Consider the following 8,551-nt stretch of genomic DNA (forward strand, 5'->3'; position numbering starts at 1 on the left):
CCGCAGAGTGTGCCGCAGCTTGCGCGCCGGTACTTAGCCGATCTTGCTAATTTGTGGCCTGGTGCCGCGGCAGTGCTGCGCTACTTGGAGCGGCTGACAAAAATCAGCGAAGCGGTTCTGGCTAGGCGCTGCGTCGCAGGCAGTACGAGCAGTACGACAAGACGCGGCAACAACGCCAGAGGAGTTTGGTTAGCTGCTCTTATTGCCCAAACACCAGCGCCTGGTGCGCCCCCACGCCCGCCAGCACGCCTTCGGCCGAGGCCAGCGTGGCGTTGTGCCGCATCAGCGTCAGGTCGCCAGCGGCATACACGCCGGGCACGGTGGTCATCTTGTTCGCATCGGTGCGGAGGTAAGGGCCCATGGGCCCATCGTCAAACGCGCAGCCCAGTTGCTCGGCCAGCGGGCTGGCGGGGCGGGTGGTGGCGGCCACATAGAGCGCATCCAGTGGCACCACGCGCGCATCGCCGCCGCCTGTGGGCTGCAGGCGCACACCCTGCAGCGCCTGGCCCGGGCCTTCCAGCGCGGCGATGGGTGCGGGCTCGACAGTGATGCCCAGCGCCAGCAGCCGCTCGCGCTCGGCGCTCTCCAGCGTGGTATCGCCGTTCAGGAAGAGGGTGGTCGGCCCCCAGTCGGCAATCAGCTGCGCGTGCATGGCCGAGCCTGCCGAGTGGTACAGCACGCCCAGCCGCTGGCCTGCAAATTCATAGCCATGGCAATACGGGCAGTGCAAAACCGATGCGCCCCAGCGCTCGCGCAGGCCTGCAATCTCAGGCAAGCCATCCTGCACGCCAAACGCCAGCACCAGCTTGTGCGCCTCCATGTGCGTGCCATCGTCCAGCACCACTTCAAATCCGTTCTCTGGTGACCCGGCGCGTTGCTGCGCCGTGGCCGACACCACCGTGCCCTGCACAAAACCCACCGTGGGGTAGGCCGCCAGCTTGCGCCGCGCCTGCTCGATCATTGCCAGCGGCGGCTCGCCGTCTTGCCCGAAGAAGCCGTGCGACGCTGCCGCAAACCGGTTGCGCGGCTGGCCTGCGTCCACCACGCAGACCCGCCGCCGGGCCCGCGCCAGCTGCATTGCGGCCGATAGGCCGGCAAAGCTGCCGCCTATCACGATCACCTCATACGTCTGGGTTGTTGTCATTGCCGCTGTCGCCATGCTCCATCTCCTTGTGACCGTGGCACCCGGCCACCATGCGTTCATGAAACTCGGCCGAAAGCTGCGCCAGCGTCACTGCGCCCAGCCGCGCCAGCAGCGCCTCTTCGGCCGCCTGGTAGGCATCGGTCAGCGCGCGATTCACCGCCTGCTCCACGATGCAGCCGGGGCTCTCCACGCGGTTGCCCACCGCCAGCAGCGTGGGCGCGCCCAGCGCCTCGTAGATGTCGCGCAGCGTGATGTCGGTGAGCGGGCACGACAGCACCCACCCGCCACCATGCCCCTTGGCCGACGACACAAACCCCGCATACCGCAGCCCCGCCATCAGGCGGCGCACCACCACGGGGTTGGTCTGCATGGCCTGCGCCATGGCCTCAGATGTAGCGGGCCCCTCCATCTCTGCCATGTGCAGAAGCGCGTGGAGGACATTGGAAAGTCGGCTATCTCGTTTCATGCAACATTAAAAGTTGCGTGATGCTAGCATGCAACCAGAAACAGTGCTGGCGCACGAACAGACAACTACTGAATTGATAGCTGCTAGCGCTTTAGGGATAAGCGGTAGAGGCCAATTTGGCTTGATTTCTTTGATACGTTGCCCACCCCAACCGTTCGGGGCTGAGCCTGCCGAAACCCTGCGCTGACCTGGCAATGCCGTTGGACAAGCTCAACGCAAAAGCGCGTATCCACCACACGCAACACACCATGACCCAACCCACCACGTCCCCCTTTACCGACCCCGCCGCCGTCGCCCGCTACGCAGAAGGCCCCCGCCGCAACGTGCCCGGCTACGACAGCTTGCTGCGCATGTCCCGCATCCTGCTGGCCGAGCGCGTGCCCGCCGATGGTCGCGTGCTGGTGGTGGGTGCAGGCGGCGGGCTGGAACTGGAAGACATGGCGTTTGCGCAACCTAGCTGGCGGTTCGACGGCGTGGACCCCAGCCAGCCCATGCTGGACCTGGCGGCGCAGCGGTTGCAGAGCGCGGGCGTGGCGGGCGACCACGTGGCGCTGCACCACGGCTACGTGCAGAGCGCACCGGCCGGGCCGTTCGACGGCGCGACGTGCCTGCTGACTTTTCACTTTGTGCCGCGCGAGGAGCGCGTGCCCATGGCGGCAGAGATTCGGCGGCGGCTCAAGCCCGGGGCGCCGTTGGTGGTGGCACATCTGAGCGTGGCGGATGGGAAGGGCGCTGGCGGCGAAGGCGGGGCAGCGGAGCGCGACTTGTGGCTGTCGCGTTATGCCGCGTTTCAGATCGCGTCCGGCGTGCCGCCGGAGCATGCGGCCAGGGCGCGGGACAAGGTAGCTGTGGAGCTGGCAGTGCTGACGCCGCAGGAGGACGAAGCGATCCTTCGCGAGGCCGGATTCAGCGAAGTGCAGTTGTTCTACATGGGATTTGCCTTCGCGGGCTGGGTGGCGCACGCATGAACGCTTCCCTGCTCGGGCGTTCAGCAGTCTCACCTAGCGCCCGGCTATGCAGGGGCAACAGGTCGCAGCGCCACCCCCGGACTGCGGCCCTGACAGGATGCAAAGCCGAGCCACGTGTGCGGATTGCCTTCCCAGCACCAGCCCAGGCGCGGGTGCTGGTTGCTCAGCCACAGCGCAGGAACGCGTCGGTCACCACAGCGCGAGCCCAGCATCATGAAGCAACGGTTGGGCTGCAAAAACTGCGGCCACTGCAGCAGCAGGCAAATGCCTTCCTCCACCGTCAACGGCGAGCGCTGCTGCGCCTCCAAGCGCTTTTGCGCATCGCTGGGCACGGCGTTCAACGTGGCGTTGCCACGGTCCACTCCCAGCAGCAAATAGGCCTCGCCCACGGGCAATGCGATATCGCTCGTTGGGTGAAAGTCCTCGGGCTGGCGGGGGTGTAGGCGCTCCATGGGCACCCTTCCGTTGCGGTTGACCAGGGGCAGCAGTTGCCGGGCGGGCAGGGCAGGGGTGTTGATCACGATCACCGCCTGGGCCGTGCCTGCGTCAATGTCGGCATCGCCAAGTTCTTCCGCATCCGGCGCATTGGGCGACCGGGGCAGGTGGACTTTTAGTTGCCCCAGCGCTTGGCGAAAGTCTTCCCCAGGTATCTCCAGTTTTTCGTGAATGCCCAACGCCACCAGCCGGTTGATTTGTGCGGACAGTGCGGTGGTCATGGCTGCACCTGTGCGCTGAGCATGGGGTGAAGCCGCAGCGGCGCCGCTGCGGCGAAGGCCTCGTTTATGCGCCCCAACTCTTTCTCGACCGCTTCCGCACGTGCGACGGGCAATGTAAACAACTGCACGGGTTGCGGCAACCGAAAGCGCGTGTGGTCATGGTGCAGCACTGTCACCAGCGTGCCCAGTGCGGCCTCGTCATCCTCTCGCATGACACAGCTCCAGAACCAGCGCTGCCGCTCGCTACCGTCGTCCCTGCCCCACTCGCGCGAATCGGCCAGATCGCCCGGCAAGGGCGGGTACACGGCCAGCCCGGCGGCGCGCATCGCCCGCGACAAGGGGCTGAACAACAGACGCAGGTACAGGCCATACGCTCGCTCGCCAGCCCGCGTAAAGGCTTGCTGCAGCCGGGCTTCGTGGGCGTGGCGGGTGGTTTGCCAGGCTCCTGCAAGCCACAGGGCCGAGGTTTCGCCCAGCCGTTCGATGGAGCTGGCGTCAATGTAAGGCTGTGTCAAGGTCCGCAAGAAAGTTCCTTTGTGTGTACGGTGTACGCATATCATTGCAAAAACAGCGTACACTGTCAACAAATGCGCAAAGAAGTCCGCACCCCGTCCCCCGTGTTGTCCTCCGTCTCGTTTCCCGGCCAGGCCGATCCGGAAACCACCCTCAACCTCTTGTGGGGAAGCCCCCCCGCCGCCGAGGCCGCCCGGCGCGGCCCCAAACGCAGCCTATCCGCCACCGTGATCGGCACCGCCGCGCTGGAGTTGGCAGACGAAGGCGGCCTGGCCGCGCTCTCAATGCGGGCCCTTGGCGCGCGGCTGGGGGTGGCGCCGATGGCGCTGTACCGCTACGTGCCTAACAAAGATGTGCTGCTGGAGCTGGTGCTGGAGGCCGCCTACGCGCAACTGCCGGACGACCTGCCCCCCGGCGCAGATTGGCAAACCTGCCTGCGTACCGTGGCGACCGATGCCTGGAACCACTACCGCCGCCACCCCTGGATACTGCAGATCGCCTTGCAGCGCCCGTCCCTCGGCCCCCATGCCATCCGCAAATACGAACGCGAACTGCGGGCGATCGAGGGCGCGGGTCTTACCGACCTTGACATGGACCTTATGGTCGCCGTGGTGTCCGACTACGTGCGCGGCAGCGCGCACAGCGCCACCGAAGCGACCAGCGCGGCATCGCAAACCGGCCAGTCCGACGCCCAGTGGTGGGCCGCGCATGCGACGCATCTGGAGCGTTTGCTGGTGCCCGAACAGTTCCCGCTCGCCGTGCGGGTGGGCTCGGCGGCGGGGGCGGCGTATGGCGGCCCCACCGACCCAGCGCGCAGCTTTGAATTTGGACTGGCTCGCTTGATTGATGGGCTTGCTCTGCACGTGGCAAAAGAGCGGGGTGGCGCTACCGGGCAGCGGGGAGCCCGATAGCTCACAAAGACCGTGCCAGGGCGGTCGTGCAAATCCTCAACGCACAGGCGCCAGCGCCCACCGGTCCTTCGACGCCTTCACCAGGAAATCAATCACCGCCTTCACCCTGGCCGCATTGCGCCGGCCCGGTGACGACACCGCGTACAGCGTGTGCACGGTGCGGGACGCAAAAGGCGCCAGCACCTCCACCAACCGGCCCTGCGCCACATCCGCCGCCGCGAGCGGGCTAGACAGCATGCCGATGCCCGCGCCGCCCACCAGTGCGTTGTGCACCAGGGCCGAACTGCTGGCGGCCAGGCGCGAGCGCACGGTCACCTCCAGCGGCTTGCCTTGTGGGTTGCGGAAGGCCCAGGTCACGGCAGGCCCCTGCGCGGTGTGCGTGACGGTGTGGTGCTGCTGCAGCTCGCTAGGCTCGGCAGGCGTGCCGTGCTGTTCCAAGTACGCAGGGGCCGCGTACAGGCGCCGCTCAAACCGGCCCAGCGCGCGCGCCACCACCAGATCGCTGTGGCCCACGGTGGTGCGCAGCGCCACGTCGATGCCCTCCGTCACCAGGTCGGCCACTCGGTCATCGGCCAGCAGCTCCACCCGCAGCGCGGGGTAGCGCGCCTGCAGGTCCGCCAGGTGGGGCAACACCAGCGCCTCGCAGATCTCCTGGCTGGAGGCCAGGCGCAGGGTGCCCGCCACGCGAATGCGCTGGTCCGACAGCGATGCCCCGATGTCTTCCAGCTGCGCCAGCAAGGCAAGCGCTTCCTGCGCCAGTTCTGCGCCCTCGGGCGTGGCCGACAGGCCGTGTGTGGACCGGCGCAGCAAGCGCACGCCGTAGCCGGCCTCCAGCCGGTCCACACCGCGCGCCACCACCGACACCGCCACATCCATCTCGCGCGCCGCTGCAGAAAACGAGCGCAGGTCGAGCGACCGCACCAGCCACCGCAGGTCGGCCGGATCGGGGAGGAAGGAGTGAGGTTCTTTTTTCATCGTGCGCGCCTTTGCGTGCGGAGCAAAAGCCATTATCGCCACGGGCGGTTTCCGTGGCGGGGCGCAATTTCTACAGTGAAGGCTCGTTCAACCCAATGCATTCAACAGGAGCCCACCATGCCCATCCTCAACGTCAAAGTGTCTGCCCAACGCACGCCCGAGCTGTCTGCCCGCATTGCAGAAACCCTGCTGGACCTGACCACCCGCGTGCTCGGCAAGCGGCGCGACCTGACCGCCGTGGTCATCACCTTTGTGGACCCGGCCGACTGGTACGTCGCCGGCCGGTCACTGGCCGACCTGAAACAGTCGAGCTTCTACTTCGACGTCAAGGTGGTGGACGAGACCAACACCAAGGCCGAAAAGGCGCGCTACATCGCCGAGGCGTTCGCGGCCTTCGAGGGCCTGCTGGGCGCGTTGCACCCCGAAAGCTACGTCTACGTGCAGGACGTGCGCGCCGCCGCGTACGGCTTTGGCGGCCGCACGCAGGAATACCGCCACCAGCACCCCGAGCAATAAGCGGTCAATCAATCAAGCAAGCCATCAACCAATAGCTAACCAGGAGCACCGACATGACGACGATGACGACAACGAACAATCACCTTGCCGATGTGATCGTGGCCCAGGCGCTGGAGCGCGCGGGCCTGGTGGACTGGATACCCGAAGGCGAAGGCAAGTGGTCCCTGCCCATCCAGTTCTTGCCCGACGATGCCGGTTGGGTGGAGCTGATGCGCCTGTCGCCCGGCACGCGGCTGGGCCTGCACCGCCACACGGGTGAAGTGCACGCCCTGACGCTGGCGGGCGAGCGCCGCCTGAACGATGGCCGCGTGGTGCGGCCGGGCGACTACATCCACGAGCCCGCCGGCAATGTGGACTGGTGGGAGGCGACGGGTACCGAAGAGCTGCTGGTGCATGTGGTGGTGAAGGGCAGCGTGGAGTACCTGGGGCCGCACCACACGGTGCTGCAGCGGATCACTACGGTTGATCGGCGGGCGGACTACCACCGCTGGTGCGAAACGGTGGGTGTGGGGCCGCGAGATTTGCACTGAGGATGGGCTTCACTTATCGCGCTCGCGGGTGTGCTGCGGTCCAGGGCGGGCTGAGAGAGAAATATGAATGAAACCAGGTGCCTGCGCTCTCCGGTCAACTTATTTGTTTCAATTTTCATATATGCCTGCTAATCTTTGGGGGCAAAGAATAGAAAGCAAAACAACTGGAGGCGACGGATGGCTGCGGATTTAGATATTGCTAAAGAGATCGAAGACATCTCCAAGGTGTGGGCCAATCCCGCAGCTAGAAATGGATTGTTTGGAAACCTCTTGAAATCGATACAGATTAGTGACGTACGGGGTATGACTTCGAATTTGGAGTTTACTTGGCCGGTTACAGCGATTGCGGGTACCAATGGTAGTGGTAAAACCACAATATTGCAGCTTTGCTCTGCAGCCTATATCAAACCCGGAGGTGGACGAAATTATAAGATCGGGGAATGGGTGCGAAATGCTCTTAAGGATGAATCCCCGGCATTTGGTGATCAATCGTCAGTTGCATTTAGCTTCTGGAACGATGCTCCGGGTTTTCAGATACCATATAAAAAAGAACGTACGCGTTGGGATTATCCTCGTCGAAATAATCCTGAAAGAGTGGTTCAATTTTTTGGAATATCTACATTTGCTCCAAGAATCGAAAGAAAGGATCGATTGCATGTCTTTCGTTCTCAGATTGAGGTTAAAAACAGCGCGCCTTTTGACAATAATTTAATCAGCTCTATGTCAAAGGTCCTTAGTGTTCCTTATGACTCTGGCACGATGCACACTGTTGGTTTGGCGAAAGGCAATTGGAGCGACGATTTGCCGCTGGTGAAGCGAGGGAGGTACGGATATGCAGAGCCGCATATGGGGGCTGGAGAGCAAAAAGTAATACGTCTAATGCGTGCTTTGGAGGCAATGCCCAAAAATTCATTAATCCTACTTGAGGAGCCTGAAATAACTCTCCATCCAGATGCTCAGAGAGGTCTTGCTTGGTATTTAATGAATCTGGCACGTCGCAAGGGTCATCAGATAATATTGACCACACACTCGGCTGACTTATTTGAAGCACTTCCTGTAGCCGCGCGGGCCTTGATAGTTCGACATAAGATAGGGGTTGATGTTATTCCTTGTGCCCCGTATATAGCGGCCGCTCGCGAATTGTCTAGCGTCGCAAAGACTAATAAGGATTTGATTCTGGTTGAGGATTTTGTGGCCAAAGCCTTTCTTACGGACATATTGGAACGATATGACAAGCCACTTCTCAGAAACGCGTGCATTGTTCCTGTGGGAAATACTCATGATGTGTATCAGTTGGTCCAAACTTTCAGGGATGAGCAGGTCCGCGCGATAGGTGTTCGCGATCCGGATATAGGGGAGGCGCCCGGCAACCATGTTTTTTCCTTGCCTGGAGACTCTGCGCCTGAAGAATTATTGCTCGCAGCCACTAATATTGCAGCAGCAGAAAATTTAATAAATGGTTTGAATGCGGCGTTTGATCGCGCTAAGGTCGCCGGGCTTGGTCTGCAGGGGAGTAAATGGGCGAAAAAGGTATTTCCTGCTTTGGCCGCAGAAATGAGCATTGAAATCGAAAAACTGCGTGATCGGTTGACTCTGGCATGGCTTGGGGGAAATGCCGTAGAGGCACAACAGCTAGTGACTCGAATGAAAGCAGCGTTTGGATGAGTAGTTGAAGTAACGTATTAATCACATCTAGGGACCCTCTTCACGAATCCCCTGCGTCATGTGCCGACGAATGCTTGAAGCCGAGACAATAGGCACATGAAGCAAAGCAGCCTGGGCCTGAGCAACACCACCAAGCGCACGCGCAAG

The 8,551-nt window shown here is 62.7% G+C and carries 10 protein-coding genes; 5 read left to right on the forward strand and 5 right to left on the reverse strand.

Translation table 11 applies throughout. From position 1 onward, the window contains the following. Positions 1 to 199: 199 nt before the first annotated feature. Positions 200 to 1,144, reverse strand: coding sequence for an NAD(P)/FAD-dependent oxidoreductase (locus ACK4HJ_RS20565; protein ID WP_409835021.1), 945 nt, complete (start codon positions 1,142 to 1,144; stop codon positions 200 to 202). After that, positions 1,122 to 1,610: an Rrf2 family transcriptional regulator gene (locus ACK4HJ_RS20570; RefSeq protein ID WP_409835023.1), complete on the reverse strand. Its 489-nt coding sequence runs from the start codon at positions 1,608 to 1,610 to the stop codon at positions 1,122 to 1,124. Before ACK4HJ_RS20570 ends, ACK4HJ_RS20565 begins: the two co-directional genes overlap by 23 nt. A 248-nt stretch (positions 1,611 to 1,858) precedes the next feature. Here ACK4HJ_RS20570 and ACK4HJ_RS20575 point away from each other — a divergent pair, with 248 nt between their 5' ends. Then, positions 1,859 to 2,578 (forward strand): class I SAM-dependent methyltransferase, encoded by a 720-nt coding sequence (locus tag ACK4HJ_RS20575; protein WP_409835025.1) that lies wholly within the window; start codon positions 1,859 to 1,861, stop codon positions 2,576 to 2,578. Positions 2,579 to 2,622: 44 nt separating this feature from the next. On the opposite strand, the gene ACK4HJ_RS20580 is transcribed toward ACK4HJ_RS20575, so the two are convergent. Both ACK4HJ_RS20580 and ACK4HJ_RS20585 read right to left on the reverse strand, forming a co-directional pair. After that, the gene (locus tag ACK4HJ_RS20580; protein WP_409835027.1) at positions 2,623 to 3,294 is read right to left on the reverse strand and encodes a DUF5701 family protein; all 672 of its coding nucleotides are present in this window, start codon (positions 3,292 to 3,294) and stop codon (positions 2,623 to 2,625) included. Further along, positions 3,291 to 3,818 carry a DUF6022 family protein gene (locus ACK4HJ_RS20585; protein ID WP_409835029.1) on the reverse strand — a complete coding sequence of 176 codons (528 nt, stop codon included), beginning with the start codon at positions 3,816 to 3,818 and terminating at the stop codon, positions 3,291 to 3,293. The genes ACK4HJ_RS20580 and ACK4HJ_RS20585 overlap by 4 nt, the downstream gene beginning before the upstream one ends. Before the next feature lie 63 nt (positions 3,819 to 3,881). On the opposite strand from ACK4HJ_RS20585, the gene ACK4HJ_RS20590 reads away from it, so the two are divergent. Next, complete coding sequence (locus ACK4HJ_RS20590; protein WP_409835031.1) at positions 3,882 to 4,718, forward strand: TetR/AcrR family transcriptional regulator; 837 nt, start codon at positions 3,882 to 3,884, stop codon at positions 4,716 to 4,718. A gap of 36 nt (positions 4,719 to 4,754) precedes the next feature. Here the strand turns inward: ACK4HJ_RS20590 and ACK4HJ_RS20595 are convergent, their stop codons facing one another. Beyond that, entirely contained in the window at positions 4,755 to 5,693 is a 939-nt protein-coding gene (locus ACK4HJ_RS20595) for a LysR family transcriptional regulator (protein ID WP_409835033.1), read from the reverse strand. 117 nt (positions 5,694 to 5,810) lie between these two features. Here ACK4HJ_RS20595 and ACK4HJ_RS20600 point away from each other — a divergent pair, with 117 nt between their 5' ends. The 3 genes from ACK4HJ_RS20600 to ACK4HJ_RS20610 all read left to right on the forward strand — a co-directional run bounded on the left by ACK4HJ_RS20600 (position 5,811) and on the right by ACK4HJ_RS20610 (position 8,404). Then, positions 5,811 to 6,209, forward strand: coding sequence for a tautomerase family protein (locus ACK4HJ_RS20600; RefSeq protein WP_094290820.1), 399 nt, complete (start codon positions 5,811 to 5,813; stop codon positions 6,207 to 6,209). 53 nt (positions 6,210 to 6,262) lie between these two features. Further along, positions 6,263 to 6,739: a cupin domain-containing protein gene (locus tag ACK4HJ_RS20605; protein WP_409835035.1), complete on the forward strand. Its 477-nt coding sequence runs from the start codon at positions 6,263 to 6,265 to the stop codon at positions 6,737 to 6,739. 177 nt (positions 6,740 to 6,916) lie between these two features. After that, positions 6,917 to 8,404, forward strand: a complete 1,488-nt coding sequence (locus ACK4HJ_RS20610; protein ID WP_409835037.1) for an ATP-dependent nuclease — start codon at positions 6,917 to 6,919, stop codon at positions 8,402 to 8,404. Positions 8,405 to 8,551: the final 147 nt, after the last annotated feature.

This window comes from Acidovorax sp. (assembly GCF_046294525.1).
Classification (GTDB): Bacteria; Pseudomonadota; Gammaproteobacteria; order Burkholderiales; family Burkholderiaceae_C; genus Acidovorax.